We start from the raw sequence: 22,180 nt of genomic DNA, 5'->3' as shown, positions 1-22,180 counted from the left end.
GGATGCGTGCCCACCCCATGGCGGGAGACACGTTGCTCGCCGTGCTCCTGCTGCTCATCGACCTGCTGCTGTTCGTCGGCGGCACGGTCGGTGCCGAGGGCTCGCACCCGCCACCCTGGTTCGTGAGCGTCCCGCTCGACGTCGCCATGGTCGCGCCGCTGGTGATCCGGCGGAAGAAACCGCTCGTGGCGGCCTACCTCGTGCTGCTCATCGCCATCCCGCACGCGGCGCTGTCGCTCGGGTTCTCGTCGGTCGCCGCACTCGCCATGAGCCTGTACTCGGTCCTGGTCTACAGCGGACGCAAGCAGGGCCTCGTCTACGTCGGCGCGCTCGCCGTGATCACCGCCGTCCAGGTGCTCACCGACCACTCGACGCCGTGGCTGGGCAACATCATCTTCAGTGCGTTCGGCATCGCACTGTGCTGGACGCTCGGCGAGTTCGTCGGCGCGCGGCGCGCGTACCAGCTGGAGGTCGAGGCCCGACTGCACCTGCTGGAGACCGAACGCGACCAGGCCACGCGCATCGCCGTGGCCGAGGAACGCGGCCGCATCGCGCGCGAGCTGCACGACGTCGTCGCCCATTCGGTGAGCGTCATGGTGGTCCAGGCCGACGGCGCCGCGCTCGCCCTGCCCACCAACCCCGAGCTGGCCGGCCGCGCGCTCCAGACCATCTCCGAGACCGGTCGCGGCGCGCTCGGCGAGCTGCGCCGGCTGCTCGAGGTGCTGCGCGGCGATCACGACAGCACCGAACCCCGCGTGCCGCAGCCCGACGCCAATGCCCTGGCCGAGCTCGCCGAACGCATGCGCGGCGCGGGCGTGCCCGTGGAGCTGGAGGTCGACGACAGCCTCACCGACCTGCCCGCGGGCGTCTCGCTCGGGATCTACCGCATCGTGCAGGAATCGCTCACCAACACGCTCAAGCACGCCGGCACGGGCGCGCGCGCCGAGGTGCGCGTGCACCGCACGGGCGACAGCAAGAAGGGCGACGCGGTGGAGGTGCTCGTCCGCGACGACGGCGCCGGCCGGGCGCGGCAGCTGGAGCAGGTGACGGTCGGGGCCGGTGGGCCGCCGAAGCGGGTCCCGCGGCTGCAGGTCGCAGGCGGGAACGGGCTGATCGGCATGCGGGAGCGCGCGAACGTGTACGGCGGGACGCTGGAGGTCGGCCCTGCCCCGGCCGGTGGGTGGCAGGTGCGGGCGGTGCTGCCCGTTAGGTTGGCCCCGTGATCCGAGTGGTGGTCGTGGACGACCAGGAACTGATGCGCGTCGGCTTCCGGATGGTGCTGGGCGCCCAGCCCGACCTCGACGTGGTGGGCGAGGCCGGCGACGGCGCGCAGGCCGTGAAGCTGGCGGAACAGCTGCGCCCCGACGTGGTGCTGATGGACGTGCGGATGCCGGTGCTCGACGGGGTCGAGGCGACGAAGCAGATCGTGGCGGCCGGCACCGCGCGCGTGCTGGTGATGACGACCTTCGACCTCGACGAGTACGTCTACTCCGCGCTGCAAGGCGGCGCGTCGGGTTTCCTGCTTAAGGACACCCCGCCCGACCACCTGGTCTCCGCGCTGCGTTCGGTCGCGTCCGGCGACGCCGTGGTGTCGCCCTCGGTCACGCGCCGCCTGCTCGACCGCTTCGTCGGCGCCGGTGGTTCGCCGGTCCGCGACGCGAGTGAGCTCGACGTGCTCACCGACCGCGAGCGCGAGGTCCTCGTACTCATCGCGAAGGGCATGTCGAACCTCGAGATCGCCGAGACGCTGTTCCTCTCCGAAGCGACGGTGAAGACCCACGTCGGGCGCATCCTCTCGAAGCTCGACCTGCGCGATCGCGTGCAGGCGGTCGTCCTCGCGTATGAGACCGGGCTGGCTCGCCCCGGCCTCGGCTGAGGTTCCCCGCTCCCTCCCCCGAGTGATCCACTTCGGACTCCGGGCCGGATCTCAGGGTCGGCTCAGGGGTTTCACCGATCGCGCATCCACCGCGGAAGCGGTTGGGTACTACTCAGGTCGGGTGACGAGTTCGACCCTCAGGATGACGCGGAGACCGGCGTAGCTCAGTCACGATGTACTCGGTAAGCGGCAGAGCCGACTGTGCTGGTCGTTACCAATCCGACCACAGACGGTCGCCGGACGCGGTGATGTCCGGTGGGGTCCGCCTCCTTTTGGTCGGATTGGTAAGGAGAGGGAGCAGGGGATGATCGAGGCATCAGGTCTCACCAAGCGTTACGGGAACACGCTGGCGGTGAACAACCTGTCGTTCAGCGTGGCCGCGGGGAAGGTCACCGGCTTCCTGGGCCCGAACGGCGCCGGCAAGTCCACGACCATGCGCATGATCCTGGGGCTCGACAACCCCACGGCCGGCCAGGTCCGCATCGGGGGCAAGCTCTACCACGAGCTGAAGGACCCGCTGCGCACCGTCGGCGCGCTGCTCGACGCGAAGTGGGTGCACCCCAACCGCTCGGCCCGCGCGCACCTGACGTGGATGGCGAAGTCCAACCGGATCCCGGCGTCCCGTGTGGACGAAGTGCTCGACGTCGTGGGCCTCACCACGGTGGCGAACAAGCGCGCGGGTGGCTTTTCGCTCGGCATGTCGCAGCGGCTGGGGATCGCGGGCGCGCTGCTGGGCGACCCGGAGGTGCTGCTGTTCGACGAGCCGGTGAACGGCCTGGACCCGGAGGGCATCCTCTGGATCCGCAAGTTCATGCACCGCCTCGCCGACGACGGCCGCACGGTTTTCGTGTCGAGTCACCTGCTCTCGGAGATGGCGCTGACCGCGAGCGAGCTCGTGGTGATCGGCAAGGGCCAGCTGATCGCGCAGTCGTCCACGGAGGAGTTCGTGGCCCGCGCGTCGGAGAACACCGTGAAGGTGCGCTCGCCGCAGCTGCCGGCACTGCGCGAACAGCTGGTGCGTGCCAGCGCCCACGTGACGGACTCCGGCGAAGCGCTCGTCGTGTCCGGGATGGACAGTGCCAAGATCGGTGAGATCGCGGCTTCCGCGAGCATCGTGCTCCACGAGCTGAGCCCGCAGACCGGCTCGCTCGAGCAGGCGTTCATGCAGATCACCGGCGACTCCGTCGAGTACCACACCGGGCTCGAGGCCGAGGCGCAGCAAGCCCTCCAGCCCACCGCCCGCTGACCACACGAGCGCCACCAGGATTCCGGGGAAAGAAAATCATGACTCTGCTCGCGGTAGAACGCATCAAGCTCTTCACCACCCGCTCACCGTGGTGGTGCGCCCTCATCGCCATCGTCCTCACGGCCGGCTTCGCCGCGCTCGTGGCGGGCGCGGCGCCGAGCGAGGCGCAGATCGACGTCGCCACCACTCAGTTCGGCTACCAGTTCGGCGTCGCCGTGATCATGGTGCTCGCGGCGTTGTCGGTGACCACCGAGTACCGCTTCGGCACCATCCGCACCACGTTCCAGGCCGTGCCGAACCGCGGTTCGGTGCTCGTCGCCAAAGCCGTCGTCGTCGGGCTGATGGCCCTGGTGATCGGCGAGATCGGCGCGTTCGCGGCCTGGGCGCTCGGCTACGCCATCCGCCCGTCGGACGCCATGGCGCTCGACACGTCGGCCGAGTGGCTCAACGTCGCCGGCGTCGGCGTGATCTTCGCCTTCGCCGCGGTGATCGCCGTGGCCATCGGGATCCTGATCCGGCACAGCGCCGGTGCGATCGCGCTGCTGCTGATCTACTCGCTGGCCGTGGAGAACCTGGTGCAGCTGATCCCGACCGTCGGCCCGAAGATCCACAAGTGGATGCCGTTCAACGTGGCCGACAAGTTCCTGCACGGTTCCGGCGCGGCGCAGGCCGGCCCGCCGCCGTCCGACGCGGTGCTCTCGCAGGGCTGGTCGATCGTGTACTTCGCCGGCATCGCGATCGTGCTGCTGGCCATCGCCATCGGGGTCGCGAAGAAGCGCGACGCCTGAGAAAGACCCACCACGGGAGTTCGGGCGGTTCCGTCGGGGGATGCGAACCGGCTGAACAGGGAAAAAGGGGAATAGAGGAAGATCCGGGTCGCCACTTCGGGGGGCGGCCCGGATCTTTTCGGCTCGGTAGAGTTCCGGCGTGCTGGAGACGAAGGGGCTCACGAAGTCCTACGGCGACACCGTCGCGGTCGACGATCTGACGTTCACCGCCCAAGCCGGTCGCGTCACCGGGTTCCTCGGCCCGAACGGCGCCGGCAAATCCACGACCATGCGGTTGCTGCTGGGTCTCGACGCGCCCACGGCGGGCACCGCGCACATCGACGGACGGCCTCACCGGCAGCTGACTGATCCACTCCGGACGGTCGGGGCGCTGCTCGACGCCACGTGGCGCCACCCGGGCCGCAGCGCGCGTTCGCACCTGCGCTTCCTCGCGGCCACCAACGGCCTGCCCGACCGGCGCGCGGACGAGGTCCTCGACTACGTGGGGCTGAGCTCGGTGGCGAAGAAGCGCGCGGGCCAGTTCTCCCTCGGCATGCTGCAGCGCCTCGGCATCGCGACGGCCCTGCTGGGTGACCCGAAGGTGCTGCTGTTCGACGAACCGGTCAACGGCCTCGACCCCGAGGGCGTGTTGTGGATCCGGCAGCTGATGCACGCGCTCGCCGCCGAAGGCCGCACGGTGTTCGTGTCGAGCCACCTGCTGCCGGAGATGGAACAGACGGCGCAGGACCTCGTGGTGATCGGCCGGGGGAGACTCAGCTACTCCGGGACCATGGCCGACTTCCTGCAGCGCGCCGGCTCCCGCGGGGTGCGGGTGCGCACGCCCCAGGCCGCTGCCCTGCGCGCCGCGCTGACCGAGCGCGGCCTCGCCTTCACCGACGACGGCGACGACGCCCTGATTGTGTCCGATGTGGACACCGACACCCTCGGTGAGCTCGCCTTAACCGCCGGCGCGACCCTGCACGAGCTGAGCCCGCTCGCCTGCTCGCTGGAGCAGGCGTACCTGGAGCTGACGGGCGGGACGGCCGAGTTCACGAGCGGAGGTGCCCGGTGAACGTTCTGCGGGCTGAGCGGATCAAGCTCTTCAGCACGCGCGCACCGTGGTGGTGCGGCGCCCTGTCGGTGGTCGCGCCGATCGGGTTCACGGCGCTGTTCTTCCTGCTGGCCGGACCCGAGATCACGGCGAACGTCGGCAACACGCAGCTCGCCACCGGCAACGGGCGCACGGTCGCGCTGGTGCTGGCCGTGCTCGCCGCGACGTCCGACGCGAGCTGGGGCACGCTGCGGCTGACGTTCCAGGCCGTGCCGGCGCGGGTGCCCGCGCTGCTCGCCAAGGGCGCGGTGGTGTTCGTGGTGTGCGCTGTGCTCGGGCTGCTCGCCGGCGTCGGCTCGTGGGGCGTCGCGACGCTCGTGAGCCCGGACGCGGACCTGTCCTTGCACTCGGGCGCCGACTGGCGGGTGGTGCTGGGGCAGACGGTGACGTTCGCGCTCACCGGCCTGCTCGGCGTCGGAGTCGGGCTGCTGCTGCGGAGCACGGCGCTCGCGCTGGCGCTCGTGCTCGTGTGGACGCAGCTCGTCGAAGGGCTGGTGCTGCTGATCCCGAACTTCGGCCCGGCCGTGTACCCGTGGCTGCCGTTCTTCGCGGCCGGGCAGTTCGCCGGTGGGGATTTCACGCGAACCGCGCTACACGTGGCGCCGGCTTTCGGCCCCTGGGGCTATCTCGGATATTTCGGCGGTATTTGCGTCGCGTTGTTCGTCGCCGGCGTGATCTCCGCGGACCGCCGCGACGCGTGAGCCGAAGCACATTCCCGTTAATCTGCACGTGCAGATCGGGTGTACACGAGGCAAACGGATTAAGTACTCGTTAAGACCTTGTGGCTTCGCTCACAGCGAGCGGACATACTGGCAAAGTCACCAGGATATTCGAGATCAAGAGCGTGCTTCACCGCCTCAGCTCCCCGGAGGTGAACCTTGACGGTGGACGCTGGTCACGGGCTGTTGAGCCCGATTCCTACCGCCCGCAACGAAGCGGCACCGAGAAAGCACAGCGAAGCGGAAGCCGGAAAACTCAGCGAAGCTGCGCCAAGACAACTCAGCGAAGCGGAACCGGGAAACTTCAGCGAAGTGGCATCAAGAAGTGCGGCGCCACAGCCGCGGCTGGAACCGATGCTGGACCTGGAGTGGTCGCAGGCGATCGAGTTGCCGCGGTTCGCACTGCCCGCGCTGCGGCCGGGTGATCTGCGCCAGGCTTGGATCCACCGCGCCGCGGAGGACCTCGTGCTGTCGCTGTACCGCCGGGCCAGTGGGATCGAGGGTCCCTTGCCCGCGCCGTGGTGGCTGCGGGCCGTGGCAAACGGCCGGCTCGAATCGCGTGAGCTCGGTTTCCGCATCGAAGACCGCATCCAGCAACTGCTGGCGCGCCGGCCCGGCTGGGAGTTCGTGCCCTGGGCTGCCGACGGCGAATCCGGGTACTGGGAGTTCATGCCCTCCGAACGCGGCAAGTCGCGCCATTCGATCCCGACCACCGTGCTGAACACCGACCGCCACCCCGGCTGGATCGACGTGCTGCCCGCCCACACGAGCACCATGCCGCAGCCGATCGCGGTGTCCGGGCTCGCCGGTCTGCGCTCCCGCCTCGGGGAGTTCGAAGCCGTCCGCTGACCTGCCCGTATCTTGTCCGGGTGGAGAACGAGGACCAGCCACGGCTGCGCAGCGTGGTCAGCTATGTCAAACGCGGCGGGCGGATGACCGTCGGCCAGCAGCGGGCTTGGGACGAGCACTGGCCGCGGCTGGGCCGCACGGTCACCGACCTGCCACCGGGCCCCGTCGACTTCGCCGAGTGGTTCGGCCGCGAAGCACCGGTGCTGCTGGAGATCGGTTCCGGCATGGGCGAGACGACGTCGCAGCTCGCGGCGGCCGCCCCGGAGCTCAACTACGTGGCCGCCGAGGTCTACGACCCGGGACTCGGGCAGCTGATGCTGCGTGCGGAAAAGCTCGGCGTCGAGAACCTGCGGCTGCTGCACGGTGACGCGGTGATCCTGCTGACCGAGCACGTCGCGCCCGGAGCGCTCGCGGGTGTGCGGCTGTTCTTCCCGGACCCGTGGCCCAAGAAACGCCACCACAAGCGGCGGATCGTGCAGCCGGACTTCGTGGCGCTCGTCGCTTCCCGGCTCGAGCCCGGCGGCACGTTCCACCTGGCGACCGACTGGGAGAACTACGCCGAGCAGATGCTCGAGGTGTGTTCGGCCGAACCCGCATTGCGCAACCGCTACGCGGAGGAACCGGGTGGCTGGGCACCCAGGCCCGAATGGCGGCCGCGGACGAAGTTCGAACAGCGGGCCGACGTGGAAGGGCGCGTCTCACACGACCTCATTTTCGAGAAACGCCGATAAATTGTCGTAACTTTTGGCCGGATTGGCGAGAGGGCCGTTGCCGGGTTCCCACACCCGGCAACGGCCCTTTTCCTTTCATTCACACCCCCGTGTGAGCCCGCCCCTCCCCCGACGAAAGGGGCGGACTGCGCCCCGCTACTCGTCGGCCAGCGGTTCCGACTGCACGCGCCGCAGGGCGGGCGTGCAGACCGAGGCGCCGAGCAGCGCCACCCCGATGCCGAGCACCACCGGGGCGAAGATCCACGGGCTGAACGCGACGCTGCCTTCATCGGCCGTGCTGAACAGCCCGATCCCGACGAGGACGCCGACCACGCCCGCCCCGATCGTCGCGACCAGCGCGGGCAGCGCCGTCTCCATGCGCAACGCCCTGGCCAGCACCTTCACCGGCGTACCGGCCGCGATCAGGGCACCGAAGGTCTTGCGCCGGTCCATGATCGAGCCCGCCGTGGCGACGGCCGCGCTGCAGCCGGCGAGGATCCCCGCGGCGACGAGGCCGATCACGGTCACCCGGCGCAGGTCCGCCAGCTGCGTCTGCTGGTTGTAGAGGTACTGCTCGCGGCTGCCGATTTCCGCGCCCGCCGCGGCTGAGGCCAGTGCGGTGCGGACGATCTCGCGGTTCTGCGGCGTCGTCGGCGCGATCACCGTCGCCGCGCCCACCTGCACCCCGGGCGGCAGCGCCGACGGGTCGAGCAGGTACGAACTGCTGACGTCGTGCCCCATCGAGAACGTCCCCACCGGCACGGCGCCGAGCGGCTTGCCCGGGTCGTTCGGCTCCGGGTCGCCGACCACGCGGTACTCGGCCGGGTTCAGCTCAATCGGCGCGTACAGGCCGGCGCCAGGCTTGCAGTCGGCCGCGGTGATCCCGAGGCGCGTGAGCCGGGCCGCGTCGGTGCACGACATGACCAGCGCGCGCTGGTAGGACCGCTGGTCGCCGGAGCCCTGCACGAGGTAGACCTCGCCGACGGAGATCGCGCGCTCCTGCTGGCCGTAGCGGGCAAGCGCGGCGTTCGCCCGGTCCACCACCGCCGGGGCCTTGTCCGGGCTGGTGTCCGCGTAGAGCACCGAGTCGGAGTACGTCCGCCCGCCGCCGGCGAGCGAGGCGAACGAGGGCAGCAGCGTGAGCGCCATCGAACCGGTGAACACCGCGAGCACGATGCCCGCCGTGGCGCGGTAGGCGCCCTTCGGGTCGTCGCGCAGCCGGCGCCCGGCCAGCAGCGCGGACGGCCGCCGCCAGGACCGCACGAACGTGCCGCCGACCGCCGAGGTCACCCACGGCCCGACCAGGATCGCCGACGCGATCACCAGGAACAGGCCGACGAGCACCGACTCCGGACCACCGGCGTCCCCCGAGGTCGCCACGGCGTAGAAGAAGAACAGGCCCGCGACCGGCAGGGCCAGCAGGCGCCACCAGCTCAGCGGTTTCCTGGTGTGGCCGCCGGTGGCGAACAGCGGGTTGCGCAGCACGCGGCGCAGGCCGAGCACGCCGGCGAGGACGACCAGGGCCGGGATCGCGATGACGATGAAGACCGTCAGCCCGACCGGCAGCGTGAAGTCCGGCGCCAGCCACGTGCCGCCGGCCCACGGGACGAAGGTCGCCAGGCCGTGCAGCGCCGGGCTGATCGCCAGGCCGAGCAGGGCCCCGACGCCGGCCGAGAGGATCGTCTCCCCGGCCACCATCGACGTCACCTGGCCCGGTGTCGCACCGGCCAGGCGGATCGCGGCGAGCCGGCGTTCGCGCCTGGCCGCGGTCAGCCGCGCCGACGACGCGACGAGCACCAGGCTCGGCACGAGCAGCACGATGATGCCGACCCAGGCGAGCACGGTGAGCAGCGGATCGGCCTTCGCCTGCTGTGTTGGGAAGCCGATCGCGGGCATCGCCTCGTGGCCCGTCGAGCGCTGAGCCGTGGTGCCGGTGAGCTCCTGCCGGCTGTGGCCGACCAACGCGACGAGCTGCTCCGGGTACCGCAGCGCCTGCTCGCCGAGGGCGGCGACGGGCTTGCCGAAGCGGTCGCCGAGCTGGTTGGCCGGTGCGTTGTTCAGCAGGCGGCCCAGCGCGGGCGACACGATCGCCTCGCCCGGCCCGGGCAGCTTCGGGATGCCCGCCGGCAGCGCGAGGCCGGCCGAGTTCCCCGTGGTCGCCACGTCGACGCGGATGATCTCCTTGCCGTCGAAGTAGTCCTTGGAGTTGGTCACGGCCAGCGCGGGCGTGCCCTGGCTGTCGTAGTTGTAGGCGTCCTGCCAGAGGGCGCGCTGCTCGCGCACCTGCGTCGCGAAGGGTAGCGACGCGAGCAGCAGCACGAGCCCGGTCGCGACCGCGACGCCGACCGCGGTGAGGATCGCCGAGGTGCGCGTCCGCCGGTCGACGCGGAGCACGCGCAAGGCGAGCTGGAGCGAGTTCATGCGGCGAGCCTCGTGGCGATGAGGCCGTCGCGAATGGCCACGGTCTTGGGCATGGATTCGGCGAGCTCGCGGTCGTGGGTCACGACGAGCACGGCGGCGCCGGACTCGTGGGCCGCGCCGAGCAACGCCTGCATGGTCTCGCGGCCGGTGCGACTGTCGAGGGCGCCGGTGGGCTCGTCGGCGAAGATCACCTTCGGCCGGTGGGTGAGGGCCCGCGCGATCGCCACGCGCTGCGCCTCACCGCCGGAGAGCTCGCCCGGACGCCGGCCTTCCTTGCCGCCGAGACCGAGCCGCGCGAGCCACTCGCGGCCCGCGGCCACCGACTCACGCCGGGTCTTGCCCGCGAGCAGCGACGGCAGCGCCACGTTCTCCTCGGCCGTCAGCTCCGACACGAGCATCCCGGACTGGAAGACGAAACCGAACTCCGTGCGCCGCAGTTCGCTGCGCCGCTTCTCGTTCAGGTTGTCGATGCGCCGGCCCATGAGGTGGATCTCGCCGCCGTCGGCACGCAGGATGCCGGCCAGCACGTGCAGCAGCGACGTCTTGCCCGACCCGGACGGGCCCACGATGGCCACCGCGTCCCGCGGCTGGATGTCGATGTCGATGCCGGCCAGCGCGTACTGCCCGCCGTACCGCTTCACCAGCCCCCGCCCCGACAGCACCGGGCCGGAAGTCCACTGTGGATTGCTCATCCGGGAGTCTCTCCCCTGGTCGTAGATCGTTTGTCTGCGTTGGCACCCACCTTCGCCCAGCGGGCCCGGGGTCCACTTCGGGCAGACGGCCAGTCCGCCGATCACCGGCATCGGCCGATCGGCCGATGCGGCTCGAACCACCTGGCCAAGGTGCGCGCGGGCCCGGATCCTCTACCGTTCGGTTGTGCCCGAAGCCCCACCTGTCCAGTCCTTTTCCGCGCGCGTGGCCGAACTCGTGCGCCGCCTCGGCATGCCCGTGGTGGTGCTGCTCGCTTCGCTGCTGTTCGACCTCGTCTTCATCACCGACGCGGCGCTCGACAACCACGGCCCCGGGTTCGTCGACTTCGCGTTGCTCCCCGGCATCGTCGCCATGGTCGGGTGCGCGATCTGGGCACGCCGGCGAGCCGCGGTGGCGGCGATGGTCGGGGCGTTCGCGCTCGCGTTCTTCACGATCTTCCAGCGCTACCTGCACACGCCGGCGTATTCGAGCGTGCTCGCGAACCTGTCGATCACCGACGTCGTGGCGGGGACCGAAATGGTCTACTACGTCGCCCGCCGGGTGCGCCCGGGCGTGGCGTTCGCGGTGATCTCCTCGCTCGTGGTCGGTGCGCTGATCGCGGTGTTCGGCCGCTACACCTACGGGGACATCTCGGACTCGACGATCCTGTCGGCGTTGCTGTTCGGCAGCTTCCTGCTCGGAGCGGCCGTGGTGATCGGGGTGTCGGGCCGCACGCGGACCGGCCCGAGCGAGAAGCGGATGCGGCGCCTGCGGCGGGTCAACGCGCTGGTGATGGGACAGTGGCCGCTCATCGCCGCGCTCGCGATAGCGCTGCTATTCGAGTTCGGCTACAGCTACGACAGCGGCACGCGCGGATTCCCGGTGCTCTTCTGCTCCATCGGCGCAGCCGTGATCGCCGTGCTCTCGCCGCGGCGGCCGGGCGACGCGATCCTCGGCGTGGCCGGGTTGCTTCTGCTGTCGTCGCTGGTGACGCCCTTCCTGCACCTCGGCTACGACTACCCGCTCGTGGCCGGGACCTCGCCGACGCAGATTGTCGCCGGGATCGGTGTGGTGGTGAACCTCGTGCGCGCGGTGCCGCTCGCGAAGGCGTGGCCCCGCATCACGGTGCTGGCGATCCCGGTGGCCATCGGCGCCTTCCTGAACACGCACCCCGGGCCCTACCGGTTGATGACCGACCCGCAGGAACTCGGCTCGCTCGTGGTGGCCGCCGGTCTGGTGCTCGGCATCTCCGTGGCCGTCGGGCTCTTCCTGCGCTCGCGCGACTCCGAGCGCACGCAGGTGATGAAGGCGGCGGTCACCGACGCGCAGACCACCGAGCGGATGGCGCTCGCCCGGGAGCTGCACGACGTCGTCGCGCACCACGTCACGGGCATCGTCGTGCAGGCGCAGGCCGCGCGGATGATGGGCGAGAAGAACCCGCAGCTCGCGCTCGAGGCGATGGGCCGCATCGAGGACGCGGGCACGGAGGCGCTCGCGGCGATGCGCCGGCTCGTGCGCAGCATGCGCGGAGACGCGCCCGCGGGGGCCAGCGAGCTGAGCGAGCAGGCGACCACCGACCTCGACGCGGACCTGCGCAAGCTCGTCGAGGGCGCCAACCACAACATCGAAACGACGCTGGTGCTCAACCTGCCGCCGCACCTGCCCCACGAGGTCGGCCGCTCGGCCCTTCGGCTCGTGCAGGAGTCGCTCACCAACGTGGGCAAGCACGCCGCCGACGCGACGGAAGCGCTGGTCCACGCGGAAGTCGTCCGCAACGAACTGCACCTCGAAGTGCGCGACAACGGCCGCGAGCGGGCTCACCGACCGGCCGGTGGGTCGGGCGGCTACGGTCTGGTCGGCATGCGCGAGCGCGTCGCCCTGCTGCACGGACGGCTCACGGCCGGGCGCGGGCCCGACGGCGGCTGGCGCGTGGAAGCGTGGCTGCCACTCGAGGCGAACGGGGATGACGAGTGATCCGGGTACTGATCGCGGACGACCAGGAGATGGTGCGGATGGGGTTCCGCATGATCCTGGACGCGCAGGACGACATCGAGGTGGTGGCCGACGTCGCCGACGGCGTCTCGGCCGTCACCAAGGCGCGTGAGCTGCGCCCGGACGTCTGCCTGCTCGACATCCGCATGCCCGGTCTCGACGGGCTGGAGGTGACGCGGCAGCTGGCGGGCCCGGAGGTCACCGACCCGCTGAAGGTCGTGGTGGTCACGACGTTCGACCTCGACGAATACGTGCACACCGCGCTGCGCAACGGCGCGAGCGGCTTCCTGCTCAAGGACGCGGGCCCGGCGCTGCTGATCGAGGCCATCCGCGCCGCCGACCGCGGCGACGCGCTCGTCTCGCCGCAGATCACCGTGCGGCTGCTGAAGCACTTCGACGGCTCGAACGGGCACAGGCGGGACGTGCCGCCCCCGGCCGAACCGCTCACCGCGCGTGAGCTCGACGTGGTCAAGGCCGCCGCTCGCGGCCTGACGAACACGGAGATCGGGCAGGAGCTGTACCTGTCGCTCTCGACGGTGAAAACGCACCTGGCTTCGGTGCAGGGCAAGGTCGGCGCGCGCAACCGCGTGGAGATCGCCGCGTGGGCGTGGCGCAGCGGGGTCGTGGACTGAGTCTCCGGACGGCACTCTTCCCAACCACTTTCTCCACAACGACACACTTCACAACGACACTCTTCACAACGACACGGGGCCGGCACGTGGTGTGCCGGCCCCTTGCCGTTACGCGGGGTCAGAAGAGCTGGCCGCGCGCAGCGCCACCGGGGAAGGCGGCGTCGTGCAGGTTCGCGTAGTACGACAGCGGGTGGCGGGCGATGTCGCTCACCAGCGCCCGGTCGAGGCCGGTCGCGGTACCGGACACGGCGAAGACGCCCTCGGGCACGGTGGTGCCGATCAGCGGCACCACGACCGGGCCGTTCTTGCCGAAGGTGCCCTTGTGGATGTGCGCGAGGGTGGGCTGGAAGCCGAACCACGCGAAGGAGAACGACACCTGCGTGCCGCTCGGGCGGACGAACGCGACGGCGTTGGCCTTCGGGTCACCGGCCTTCGGCTCGCCCGGGGCAGCCTTGACCTCCTGGAAGCCCGACATCAGCGCGTGCAGGCCGCCGATCTGCAGCAGCTTCAGCATGTCCGGCGTGGAGCGCAGCGGGCTGAGCTGGCCACGGACGGCGCCGCCGGGGAACTCCTTGGTGTGCAGGTTGAGGTAGAAGCCGGCCGGGTTCTTGCGCAGGCCGTCGGCGGTGGCCTGGTCGGTGATCGTCGCGGTGCCGGCCGCGGCGTTGACGGTGTCGGGCATCGGGGTGCCGAACAGCGGCACCTTCACGTCCCCGTTCACGCCGGCGACGCCCTCGTGGATGTGGCCGAGCGTGGGGGCGCTGATGCCCTTCCACGAGAACGCGTAGGTGACCTTGTTCCCCTGCACCTCGACGATGCCCGTGGCGCTGCCCTTCGGGTCGCCGACGGCGGGTTTACCCGCCACCGGCACCTCGTTGGCGCCGGTCAGCTTGGCCTGCAAGAAGATCGGCTTCTGCTGCGACCGCTGCATCGCGGCCGAGAGACTGGCCGGGGGTTTGGCTTTCGCCTGCGTGCCCGGGCTCGGCATGTTCATGCCCGGCATGTCCATGCTCATGCCGGGCATGGTCGGCGCAGTCGGGTCGGTGCTCATCGGGCTGGCGGTGGCCGTGGCGGCACCGAGGAGGCCGAGGCCGGCGGTCAGCGCTGCCGCGATCGCGATTCGTGCTCGCATGGGTTCGTCCTTTCACGACGGATTCGCAGTCGGACACGCACCCGGGCGCGCAGCGGTTCAGCGGAAAATCCGGCTGAACCGTTTCGCCGCCACTGCCGTGTGTCGTCGCGAATTCGACGTGATCGGTGGAGGAGTTCATCATGCGTGTCTCGATCGTCCTGGCCGGTGCTGCCCTGCTCGGCACCCTCGCCGCGTGCAGCACGGCCACGACCAGCGGTTCCGCTTCCGCACCCGCGGGCTCGGCGCCCGCTCCGGCGGGGGATGTGGTCATCGGGCAGTCCAGCGTCGGGCCCATTCTCACGGATTCCGCGGGAAGGACCCTTTATGCCTTCGCGGATGACAGTTCGGGCATCAGCACGTGCAAGGAAGGGTGCCTGGAAACGTGGCCCGCGCTCACCGGCGGCAAGGATTTCAAGGCCGGCGACGGCGCGGATCAGAAACTGCTCGCGGCGACCGAGCGAACGCCGGGTGTCGAGCAGGCGAAGTACGGGAAGTGGCCGCTGTACTACTTCGTCGGCGACCAGGGTCCGGGCGACATCGACGGCCAGGGCGTGGACAACTTGTGGTTCGTCGTCGGCGCGGACGGGAAGCTGATCAAGAAGACGCCGTGAGCGCGGGTGTCCGGGACGCCCGTAATATCTCGGCATGTCACACCGCTTCCACGCACCTGTGGTCCTGCCCGCCGATCCCGCCTGCTCGCTGCTGCGCGACGCCGTCGTGGACGTCGACGATGCCGGGCGGATCGCGTTCGTGGGGCGGGCCGCGGAGGCGCCCGAGTTCACGGGTGAGCAGACGCGGCTCAGCGGGATCCTGCTGCCCGGACTGGTGAACACCCACGCGCACAGCCCGATGACGCTGCTGCGCGGCATGGGTGGCGACCTGCCGCTGTTGCGGTGGCTGCGCGAGATCATCTGGCCGACCGAGGCGAAGTTGCGGCCGGAGGACATCCGGGCGGGGATGCTGCTGGGTTCCGTCGAGATGCTGCGCCACGGCGTCACGACCAGCGCCGAGATGTACTTCGAGGGCGAGCAGCTCGTGGACGCCGTGCTGACGACGGGCGGGCGCGTGCTCGTGGCGCCGCCGGTGCTCGAGCTGCCGGGGATGGACTGGAAGACGTCCCTGGCAGCGATCGACCGCTGGATCGACGCCGACGGCTTGCGCTTCGGCCCGGGTGACCGCGTTGAGCTGGGTTACGGCCCGCACTCGGCGTACATGCTGAAGCCGGACGGGTTGCGCGCCACCGCGGAGTCGGCCGCCGCGCGCGGCGCGCTGGTGCAGATCCACGTCGCCGAAGCCGCGAACGAGGACGTCGCCCAGCGCGCGGAGTACGGCTCGGTGCCCCGGCTGCTGGACTCGCTGGGCGTGTTCGCCGGGCGGACGCTCGCCGCGCATTCCATCCACCTGTCCGACGAGGACATCGCGCTGTTCGCCGCGCGTGGCGTCGGCGTGGCCCACTGCCCGGGGTCCAACGCCAAGCTGGCGTCCGGCATCGCGCGCATCAAGGACCTCCGCGACGCCGGGGTGGCCATCGGCCTCGGCACCGACGGCCCCGCGTCCAACGACGACCTCGACCTGTGGGAAGAGCTGCAGCTCACGGCCATGCTGGCCCGCCTGGCCACCAACGATTCCACGGTCCTCACCGCCGCGGACGTGCTGCTGATGGCGACCCGCGGCGGCGCCGAGGCCCTCGGCCGCCCCGACCTGGGCGCCCTCGAACCGGGTCGCTGGGCCGACCTCGTCCACGTCGACCTCGACGACCCGGCCTTCGCGGCGGGCTTGGACGTGCCCGACGAGCAGCTGCTGTCGAACCTCGTGTGGGCCGCCGGTTCCCGTCGCGTCCGCGACGTGTGGGTCGCCGGCGAGCAGGTCGTCGTGGACGCCGAGCCGACGCGGGTGGACCGGGCGAAAGTGCAGGCCTCGGCCGCCGACACCGCGGCGCGGCTGCGGGCCTGAGTCACCGCGGACGGAGGATCAGCTCCGTGACGTGGGCCTCCGGGCTGGCCGACACGGCCGTCAGCACAGCGGTGGCGACGGAATCCGTGCGCAGGAAGCGGCTCGGGTCGTACTCGCCGCCCTCGTGCTCGATGACGGAGCGCTGCATGTCCGTGTCGGTGCGGCCCGGGTAGACGGTGGTGACGCGCAGATCCGCCTCCTCTTCGCGGAGGGCGTCGGCGAAGGCGCGGACGGCGAACTTCGATGCGGCGTACGGACCCCAGCCCGCGCGGGCGGTGCGGCCGGAACCGGAGTTGATGACGACGACGTGGCCCCGGGCGGCGCGCAGGGCGGGCAGCAGCAGGCGCGTCAGCTCGGCGACGGCGACCACGTTGACCTCGTAGTTCACGCGCCAGTCTTCGGCGGTCGCGTCGGCGATGCGGTTCAGCGCGGCGGCGCCCGCGGAGTGGACGAGCACGTCGAGGCGATCGATCCGCGCCGCGGCTTCCGCCAGTGACGCGGTGTCCGTCAGGTCGACCCGCCACGGCTCGGCGCCCGGCAGTTCGGCGGCCACCTTCCCGAGCGCGGCCTCATCGCGCCCGCCCAGCAGGAGCCGGTGGGTCGGGGCGAGCTGGTGGGCGACGGCGGCGCCGATGCCACGGGAGGCACCGGTGACCAGGGCGAGGGGAAGATCGGTCATGCGATCCACCGTAGGCGTCAGCAGGCGGCGGCCGCTCGGGGGTCGCGGTCGAAACGGATGCCCGTGCGGCTCACCGAACCGGCGAAGTTGTCGACGAAGCGACCGAACGTGAGCGGCGAGCGCGTCGACGTCAGCACGTCCTGCTCGCCCTGGCAGCGCAACGCCTGCCGCGCCGCTTCGATTTCCGACGGTGGGTACACGTGGACCTGCCCGTCGACCGCGACGTCGCCGCGGCCCGCGTCGGCGATCTCCCACGCCGCCGTGAGCCACTTCGAGTGGCCCGGCCGCCCGCCGGGGATCGACGTGGAGTGCGAGCCGAGGTCGCCGGCCAGGCCGTAGCCGTCGTGGATGCGGACGTCGAGCGGCACCAGGTTGCTGATCGCGCCCATGCTGTCGGCCGCGAGCGTCACGTACGGCCGGTCCGTCGGGAACGTGTACCAGCGCTTCTCCCCGTAGCTGTACACGAGCACGGCCGGCGAGTGCGTCGCATCGGTGGCCGCCACGGCCGCGCGCATCACCGGCTCACCCATGAAGTCCGCCGCCAGTACCGGGTGCGCGTTGCCCGTCGCCCACGACCAGTACGCCCGTTCGTCCGTGACCCCGACGGCCGAATGGAGGTTCTCGTACGGCACGCGCAACCACCCCGCCGCGGCCACCGACCACACGGCCACCCCCGCCAGCAGCGCGAAAGTCCGCCGCGTCCACGGCAGCGCCATCACCGGCAGCAGCAGCGTGAACAACGCGGGCAGCAGCATCCGGCCGTGCATGAAATCCCCGCCGACCCGCACGACGTACGCGGCCAATAGCACCGCGCCGGCCACCGGCGCGAGCGTGAGGATCCGCGACTTCCGGCTCAGGTACGCGGCGACCGCCAGCAACGGCAGCGACAGCCACAGGTAGTACGGGTCGATGAGGTCCAGCAAATACGCGAAGCCGCGCGGCCAGTTGGCTTCGCCGGCTTCCTTGGCCAGCGCCGTGTTCGGCACCAGCAGGCCGTAGTAGCCCATCCGGAACACCTGGTACGCGACCGGCAACGCGAGCCCGACCCCGAGCCAGCCGAACCCCGCCCGCAGCGACGGCCGCCGCAGCAGCACCAGCGCGGCGAACGCGACGATGCTGAACAACGCCAGGTCCGGACGCACGAGCACACCCAGCCCGATCACGAACGCCGTCGTCTTCGCCGCCTTGCCGCGCACGAGCAGCCACCACGTGAGCCCGAGCCACAGCATCGCCAGCCCCGTTTCGAGGCCGGACGTCGCGAAGTCGCGGAACGGCGGCAGCGCGCACACGATCAGCGCGCCCGCCGGCACGACCGGGCCGCCGTAGAGCCGGCGCGCGCCGTCCATCGCGAAGAAGAGTCCCGCGACCGCGCACACCAAGCCGGTGACCACCGACAGCCACTCCAGCGCCGGCCCCGGGATCGTGCCGATCCCGGCCAGCAGCCACGTCCACAGCGGGCTCGTGCTGGCTTCGACGCGCTCGCCGATGTTGAACACCGGCCCGTGCCCGGCCAGAATCTGCCGGACGGTGCGCAGCACCAGCAGCCCGTCGTCCGACATCCAGCGCCGCCGCCACGCGAGGTACGCGTAGACGATCAGCGTGGCGGCGATGAGCCAGCTGGTGGGGTGTCTGAACCACGGCTTCGCAGGCGCCACGCCGGTAGTGGTGGCAGGTGCAGCAGTGGTCATGGCCCCTCTCCCCGACTCCTCGCCTCGCCAGTCTCCCACTCGGGCAGCCGGTGGAACGGGCAGAGCCGTTCAGGGGGTCGGCGGGGGCGGGGGTGTCGTCGAACTCGGGGCCGGCGCCGGAGGCGGCGGGGGTGGCGGCGCCAGGCCGAGGTCCTCGTCGAGGTTCTCGCGGTGGTCGCCGCCCAGCGTGAACGCCGCTGTGCAGCCGGTTGTGGTGTCGGCGTCCGAGTCCTTGGCCGGGTCACCGGCCGCGGCCTTCGTGACGGTCAGCCCGTCCGGCAGGTGCGAAACGTCGAAGCACACCTGGTACGTGCCGTCCTTGCGCTTGTCGAAGGCGTACGTGCCGTCGGCGCCGGTTTTCGTGGCCGCGAGCGTGCTGCCGGCGCCGTCTTTCAGCGTCACGGGGATGTCGGGCACGCCCGGCTCGCCGTCGTCCTGCAAGCCGTTGCGGTTGTCGTCGCGCCACGCGCGGTCGCCGACCTTGTCGATCAGCGGCAGGGGAGTCACGGTGATCGACGCGGTCGCCGTCTGGTCGGTGAGCGGACCGCTCGGCGCCTTGACGCCGGTGACGGTGACCTTGTTGACGTGGCCCGTGTCGTTCTCGGCCAGGTTCGGGTGGTCGCACGGCAGCTGTCGCGACGCACCGGGCGCCAGGTCGAACGCCCCCGGCAGGCCCGTGCACCACGAGTCCTTCACGAGCACGCCGGTCAGTGGTGCCGTGCCCGAGTTCGTCACAGTCGTGCGGTAGTGCGCGGTTTCGCCGGCCGGGATGGTCGCGGACGCACCCCATTCGCCGGTGATGGGGTTCTGCACCTCTTCCTTCACCGTGTACGCCGCTTCCTGCAGGTCGACGCAGTCCCACAGCACCCAGTTGTGGTTGGTGCTGGCGAAGAAGGTGACGTTCGCCGTCTTCTCGGGCGCCGTCTGCGCCGGGAAGTCCTGGCGCGCCAGCTTGCCGTCCGAGGTCACGTCGTGCGTGACGTCCTGCGCCTTCTCCAGCAGCGTCCGGCCCGTGGCATCCGTGAAGCGCAGGCCGGCCGACTGCGCGTTCCCGCGCTCGGACAGGGCCGAGCCGACGGAACCCGTGTACGCCGAGAGCGTGAAGACGGAGCCAGGCGCGGCGGGCAGCGTCTGGCTCGCGGAGCTGACGCGGCCGTCGGGCGTCTGGATCTGCGCGTTCAGCTTGCCGTCCGTCGCGTGCGCGCTGTCGGTGACGAGCTTCGGCACCTTGTCCGGCGGCGTGCTGCGCGGCACGGGCGCGGCGGGGGTGAACAGGTACCCCTGCGGCGCGCCGCCGGCCTCGGTCGTCTGCTCGACGCTCGGGTTCGGGGCCACGCCTCCGCACGCGGGCGCGACTCTGTTCGCGGAAGCGACCGGTGCCGCGCTGCCGGAGAAGACCCCGGGGAGGACGACGACGAGCGCGCCCGCCAGCACGAAGGTACAGGCCGACGCGCCCGCCGAACGTCCGATCGCGACTTTCCCAACCCGCCTCACGGGCCCGACGCTATTGCCCCGCCCCGGGCCCGCGCAGCGGGAAACACCCCAAAGAGTTACCGCACGCCGATGCGGCCGGCGAGACCGAAGCGGCCCTTGCGCCACACCGAAACGATCGACGGCCGCGGCTGCGTGGTGCCACCGTCGGGCCAGTGCGACGACGGACTGGCGGAACTCGCGGCGTTCTCACCCGGGTGCTGCACGGCGACGAGCACGCGGTGGTCGGTGACGACCGGCCCGCACGTCTCCGCGCCCACCGGCGCGGACAGGAACTGCTTCACGTGCCCGCGTTCCGGGCCCGAGACGGGCACGGAGAACAGGCCGTCGTTCGCGCCGAGCGTGTTGCCGTCGGTGGAGAGCCACAGGTTGCCGTGCGGGTCGAACGCGACGTTGTCCGGGCACGAGATCGGGCTGACCTGGTTCTTCGGGAAACCGCCGAAGTAGGTGTCGGCCGTGGCCGGGTCACCGCAGACGAGCAGCAGCCGCCAGGAAAACCGGGTCGACGCCGCGTCGCCACGAGCCTCTTCCCACTCGAGCACGTGGCCGTTTTTGTTGCCCACGCGCGGGTTCGCTTCGTCGACGCCCGCCTTGCCCGCCGCGCCGCGGTCGGTTTTGTTGTTGAGCGCGGCGTAGATCCGGCCGTTGACGGGGTTGGGCTCGATGTCCTCGGGCCGGTCCATCTTGGTGGCGCCCGCCTTGTCGGCCGCCTGGCGCGTGAAGACGTACACCTCCTCAGCGGTGAAACCCTCCACAAAGGACTTGTTCCCGCTCGCCAACGGGAGCCACTCGCCGGCGCCGTCGAACTCGCCGTCGGCCGGGAGCTTGCCGGTGCCGCCGATCTCCGCGGCCGGGCTGTCGCCGGTGAACTTCGCGACGTACAGCGTGCCGTCGTCGAGCAGCGCCGAGTTGTGGCGCCGAGCCTGGGCGGAGTTGCCCTTCTTGTACTTGCCCTTCGACACGAACTTGTAGATGTACTCGAACCGCTCGTCGTCGCCGGAGTACACGGCGACGCGGCCGTCGGCGGTGATCTTCACGTTCGCGGCCTCGTGCTTGAAGCGGCCGAGTGCGGTGTGCTTGATCGGCGTGGAGTGCGGGTCGTCCGGGTCGATCTCCACGACCCAGCCGAACCGGTTGGGCTCGTTGGGCTCCTCGGCGACGTCCCAGCGCTTGTCGAAGCGCTCCCACTTGCGCGTGCTCTCGCCGGTGCCGATCACGTAGCGCCTGAGCCGCGCGGCCTGCTCCGGGTCCGTCAACTTGTCGGCGTTGGCGAAGTACTGGTGGAAGTTCTCCTCACCCGAGAGCACGGTGCCCCACGGCGTGACCCCGCCGGAGCAGTTGTTCTGCGTGCCACGCACGCGTGTGCCCGAAGGGTCGGCCGACGTCTTGAGGTACTTCGAGCCGGCCGCCGGCCCGCACACCTCCAAGATCGTGTCGAGCGTGATGCGGCGGTTGAGCGGACTCGCCACCGTGCGCAGTGCGCCGCCGATCGGGTCGCGCGCGGTCTGGACCACGGACAGACCGTGGGCCGCCCACGCGATCTTCACCTGCTCCTCGGTCGGGTTCGCGGGGTCGTACTGCTCGGCCGGGAACAGGTGGACCTCGGTCGTGTACTCGTGGTTGACGACGAGCAAGTTGCGCAGCCCGAGGGAGTCCTGCGGGATCAGGCCGACGAAGTCGTTGTTGTAGCCGAACTGCTTGGCCTGCGCGGCCGTCGTCTGCTTGTGGAAGTCGAACTTCGGCGCGCCCGGCACCACGGCCTCGCCCCAGCGGATCACCACGTGCTGGTCGTAGCCTTCGGGGATGCTGACGCGGTCGTGCTTGTTCGGCGGCACCGCGTCGAAGTCCGTGCCGGGAACCGGCCGCTGGTGCCCGCCGCCGTGGCCGTCGTCCTTCGCGGGCGCCGCGGTGGCGGTGCCCGACAGCGCGGCGAACCCGCCCGCGGCCGCGGCCATCACCGCGCCGGCCTTGAACACACCGCGGCGCGAGACGCTCTTGGCGACGTCGCCGAAGTACTCGTTGCCCGAGGGGTTCGGGGCTTCCTGTGAACACGCGTTGCCGCAGCGGTACTCGCACGTGAGGCGAGATCGGCCGCCGGGGTGGGTGGTGAACAGGGGCAGCAGTCGCCCGCGCTCCAGGGACACAGGGCCTCCAGGTCGCTTCGGTTGGGGAACAAACGCGACCGTATGCGGCCAAACGTGATCACATCGGACCAAAAGGTGAA

Annotated in this window: 19 protein-coding genes; 12 read left to right on the top strand and 7 right to left on the bottom strand. The window is 71.0% G+C overall.

Features of this window, described 5'->3' with window-relative positions:
• Positions 1-17: 17 nt before the first annotated feature.
• The 8 genes from I6J71_RS45120 (at position 18) to trmB (ending at position 7,299) form a co-directional block, all read left to right on the top strand.
• On the top strand, positions 18-1,223 hold the full coding sequence (locus I6J71_RS45120) for a sensor histidine kinase (RefSeq protein ID WP_204097577.1): 1,206 nt from the start codon (positions 18-20) through the stop codon (positions 1,221-1,223).
• Positions 1,220-1,876 (top strand): response regulator transcription factor, encoded by a 657-nt coding sequence (locus I6J71_RS45115; protein WP_204092449.1) that lies wholly within the window; start codon positions 1,220-1,222, stop codon positions 1,874-1,876. Before I6J71_RS45120 ends, I6J71_RS45115 begins: the two co-directional genes overlap by 4 nt.
• A gap of 304 nt (positions 1,877-2,180) precedes the next feature.
• Positions 2,181-3,122: an ABC transporter ATP-binding protein gene (locus I6J71_RS45110; protein WP_204092448.1), complete on the top strand. Its 942-nt coding sequence runs from the start codon at positions 2,181-2,183 to the stop codon at positions 3,120-3,122.
• Positions 3,123-3,160: 38 nt separating this feature from the next.
• Complete coding sequence (locus I6J71_RS45105) at positions 3,161-3,910, top strand: ABC transporter permease (protein ID WP_204092447.1); 750 nt, start codon at positions 3,161-3,163, stop codon at positions 3,908-3,910.
• Between the two features lie 139 nt (positions 3,911-4,049).
• Positions 4,050-4,961: an ABC transporter ATP-binding protein gene (locus tag I6J71_RS45100; RefSeq protein ID WP_204092446.1), complete on the top strand. Its 912-nt coding sequence runs from the start codon at positions 4,050-4,052 to the stop codon at positions 4,959-4,961.
• Entirely contained in the window at positions 4,958-5,701 is a 744-nt protein-coding gene (locus tag I6J71_RS45095; RefSeq protein ID WP_204092445.1) for a hypothetical protein, read from the top strand. Before I6J71_RS45100 ends, I6J71_RS45095 begins: the two co-directional genes overlap by 4 nt.
• A 372-nt stretch (positions 5,702-6,073) precedes the next feature.
• Positions 6,074-6,568, top strand: a complete 495-nt coding sequence (locus I6J71_RS45090) for a hypothetical protein (protein ID WP_204092444.1) — start codon at positions 6,074-6,076, stop codon at positions 6,566-6,568.
• Positions 6,569-6,588: 20 nt separating this feature from the next.
• A complete protein-coding gene (trmB, locus tag I6J71_RS45085) occupies positions 6,589-7,299 on the top strand; it encodes a tRNA (guanosine(46)-N7)-methyltransferase TrmB (RefSeq protein WP_204092443.1) in 711 nt (236 codons plus the stop codon).
• A gap of 135 nt (positions 7,300-7,434) precedes the next feature.
• Here the strand turns inward: trmB and I6J71_RS45080 are convergent, their stop codons facing one another.
• Both I6J71_RS45080 and I6J71_RS45075 read right to left on the bottom strand, forming a co-directional pair.
• Entirely contained in the window at positions 7,435-9,699 is a 2,265-nt protein-coding gene (locus I6J71_RS45080) for an FtsX-like permease family protein (protein ID WP_204092442.1), read from the bottom strand.
• Positions 9,696-10,391, bottom strand: a complete 696-nt coding sequence (locus I6J71_RS45075; RefSeq protein WP_204092441.1) for an ABC transporter ATP-binding protein — start codon at positions 10,389-10,391, stop codon at positions 9,696-9,698. Before I6J71_RS45075 ends, I6J71_RS45080 begins: the two co-directional genes overlap by 4 nt.
• A 184-nt stretch (positions 10,392-10,575) precedes the next feature.
• Here I6J71_RS45075 and I6J71_RS45070 point away from each other — a divergent pair, with 184 nt between their 5' ends.
• Positions 10,576-12,363 carry a sensor histidine kinase gene (locus I6J71_RS45070; RefSeq protein ID WP_204092440.1) on the top strand — a complete coding sequence of 596 codons (1,788 nt, stop codon included), beginning with the start codon at positions 10,576-10,578 and terminating at the stop codon, positions 12,361-12,363.
• Positions 12,360-13,013: a response regulator transcription factor gene (locus I6J71_RS45065; protein ID WP_204092439.1), complete on the top strand. Its 654-nt coding sequence runs from the start codon at positions 12,360-12,362 to the stop codon at positions 13,011-13,013. Before I6J71_RS45070 ends, I6J71_RS45065 begins: the two co-directional genes overlap by 4 nt.
• Positions 13,014-13,131: 118 nt before the next feature.
• On the opposite strand, the gene I6J71_RS45060 is transcribed toward I6J71_RS45065, so the two are convergent.
• The gene (locus I6J71_RS45060; RefSeq protein ID WP_204092438.1) at positions 13,132-14,145 is read right to left on the bottom strand and encodes a CHRD domain-containing protein; all 1,014 of its coding nucleotides are present in this window, start codon (positions 14,143-14,145) and stop codon (positions 13,132-13,134) included.
• Positions 14,146-14,285: 140 nt separating this feature from the next.
• Between I6J71_RS45060 and I6J71_RS45055 the strand changes: the two genes are divergently transcribed.
• Both I6J71_RS45055 and I6J71_RS45050 read left to right on the top strand, forming a co-directional pair.
• Positions 14,286-14,756: a hypothetical protein gene (locus I6J71_RS45055; RefSeq protein WP_204092437.1), complete on the top strand. Its 471-nt coding sequence runs from the start codon at positions 14,286-14,288 to the stop codon at positions 14,754-14,756.
• A 34-nt stretch (positions 14,757-14,790) separates the two neighbouring features.
• Positions 14,791-16,098 carry an amidohydrolase family protein gene (locus I6J71_RS45050; protein WP_204092436.1) on the top strand — a complete coding sequence of 436 codons (1,308 nt, stop codon included), beginning with the start codon at positions 14,791-14,793 and terminating at the stop codon, positions 16,096-16,098.
• Between the two features lies 1 nt (position 16,099).
• On the opposite strand, the gene I6J71_RS45045 is transcribed toward I6J71_RS45050, so the two are convergent.
• From I6J71_RS45045 to I6J71_RS45030, 4 genes are all read right to left on the bottom strand, one after another.
• On the bottom strand, positions 16,100-16,777 hold the full coding sequence (locus I6J71_RS45045; protein WP_204092435.1) for an SDR family oxidoreductase: 678 nt from the start codon (positions 16,775-16,777) through the stop codon (positions 16,100-16,102).
• A 17-nt stretch (positions 16,778-16,794) separates the two neighbouring features.
• Positions 16,795-18,465 (bottom strand): hypothetical protein, encoded by a 1,671-nt coding sequence (locus I6J71_RS45040; protein WP_204092434.1) that lies wholly within the window; start codon positions 18,463-18,465, stop codon positions 16,795-16,797.
• A gap of 69 nt (positions 18,466-18,534) precedes the next feature.
• Positions 18,535-19,959, bottom strand: a complete 1,425-nt coding sequence (locus tag I6J71_RS45035; protein WP_204092433.1) for an SdrD B-like domain-containing protein — start codon at positions 19,957-19,959, stop codon at positions 18,535-18,537.
• Positions 19,960-20,015: 56 nt separating this feature from the next.
• Complete coding sequence (locus I6J71_RS45030; RefSeq protein WP_204092432.1) at positions 20,016-22,100, bottom strand: PhoX family phosphatase; 2,085 nt, start codon at positions 22,098-22,100, stop codon at positions 20,016-20,018.
• Positions 22,101-22,180 lie beyond the last annotated feature (80 nt).

It is taken from the genome of Amycolatopsis sp. FDAARGOS 1241 (assembly GCF_016889705.1).
GTDB lineage: Bacteria > Actinomycetota > Actinomycetes > Mycobacteriales > Pseudonocardiaceae > Amycolatopsis.
This window is presented reverse-complemented; position numbering and strand designations above follow the sequence as displayed.

Excerpts from the sequence above, each read along its gene's own strand:
- I6J71_RS45110 (WP_204092448.1), top strand. The coding sequence starts at position 2,181 with ATGATCGAGGCATCAGGTCTCACCAAGCGTTACGGGAACACGCTGGCG.
- I6J71_RS45055 (WP_204092437.1), top strand. The coding sequence starts at position 14,286 with ATGCGTGTCTCGATCGTCCTGGCCGGTGCTGCCCTGCTCGGCACCCTC.
- I6J71_RS45050 (WP_204092436.1), top strand. The coding sequence starts at position 14,791 with ATGTCACACCGCTTCCACGCACCTGTGGTCCTGCCCGCCGATCCCGCC.
- I6J71_RS45080 (WP_204092442.1), bottom strand. The coding sequence starts at position 9,699 with ATGAACTCGCTCCAGCTCGCCTTGCGCGTGCTCCGCGTCGACCGGCGG.
- I6J71_RS45060 (WP_204092438.1), bottom strand. The coding sequence starts at position 14,145 with ATGCGAGCACGAATCGCGATCGCGGCAGCGCTGACCGCCGGCCTCGGC.
- I6J71_RS45045 (WP_204092435.1), bottom strand. The coding sequence starts at position 16,777 with ATGACCGATCTTCCCCTCGCCCTGGTCACCGGTGCCTCCCGTGGCATC.
- I6J71_RS45120 (WP_204097577.1), top strand. The coding sequence starts at position 18 with ATGGCGGGAGACACGTTGCTCGCCGTGCTCCTGCTGCTCATCGACCTG.
- I6J71_RS45105 (WP_204092447.1), top strand. The coding sequence starts at position 3,161 with ATGACTCTGCTCGCGGTAGAACGCATCAAGCTCTTCACCACCCGCTCA.
- I6J71_RS45090 (WP_204092444.1), top strand. The coding sequence starts at position 6,074 with ATGCTGGACCTGGAGTGGTCGCAGGCGATCGAGTTGCCGCGGTTCGCA.
- I6J71_RS45040 (WP_204092434.1), bottom strand. The coding sequence starts at position 18,465 with ATGACCACTGCTGCACCTGCCACCACTACCGGCGTGGCGCCTGCGAAG.
- I6J71_RS45075 (WP_204092441.1), bottom strand. The coding sequence starts at position 10,391 with ATGAGCAATCCACAGTGGACTTCCGGCCCGGTGCTGTCGGGGCGGGGG.